1 protein-coding gene is annotated in these 739 nt (G+C 29.1%); it reads right to left on the minus strand.

Annotated elements, in window-relative coordinates; translation table 11 throughout:
* A partial coding sequence (locus ABD792_RS16780; protein WP_345007526.1) for a TlpA family protein disulfide reductase occupies positions 1–739 on the minus strand: 739 nt, incomplete at both ends.

A 739-nucleotide genomic window follows, 5' to 3' on the forward strand; every position in this document is an offset into this window, starting at 1 on the left:
TATTTAAAACAATCTCGTTTTGTTTATTTAGAATTATATATCTTGGAATCGAATGGACTTTTAGATATCTTACTAGTGGTGAATTTGTAACATTAATAACTAAATATTGATTTCGGACATTAAGATAGCTTTCAAGTTCTTCTGATTTTTTTAACCATTTTTTTTCATCTTCATCTATTGATAGGTAAATCCATTCTACGTTATTTTCAACTGATAGTTTATCCCTAAAGTTTTGTGCTTTTTGTATTTCACTAATACAAGGAGGACACCAACTGGCCCAAAAATTTATAACTCTTATCCTTTTATTTGAACGGTTAAAAATTTCACCTAATGTTAAAGTGTCTCCATATTTGCTGAGTAACTTGGTATTTAATGCCGATTCTGGAAACTTTAAGTCGAAAGAATTTAGATCTTCTAAAATATCTTCCATTTCTTTCGTATACATAGAATTGAGGTATTGCTTGCCATATTCGTTAATTTCATTTTTAAAAAAAGAAACGCTTTGTTTACTATGCCCAAAGCCCCTCCAATGATAAACAGTAATGAGAGAAGCCATTGCGTACTCCTTGATTTTTTTACTAAAATTATGTTCTATAACAGCTTTTTCTGCTAAAAATTTTTCTTTGGAATAACTTGGATGGTCTGAAACATCAAAGTGATTTCTTACAAGTACTGATAAAGCAGATTTGAAAGAAGGTATACTTAAATGGCTCTCATCTTTAAAATCATCTATTGAAAT

This window comes from Snuella lapsa (genome assembly GCF_039539345.1).
GTDB classification, from domain to species: Bacteria; Bacteroidota; Bacteroidia; order Flavobacteriales; family Flavobacteriaceae; genus Snuella; species Snuella lapsa.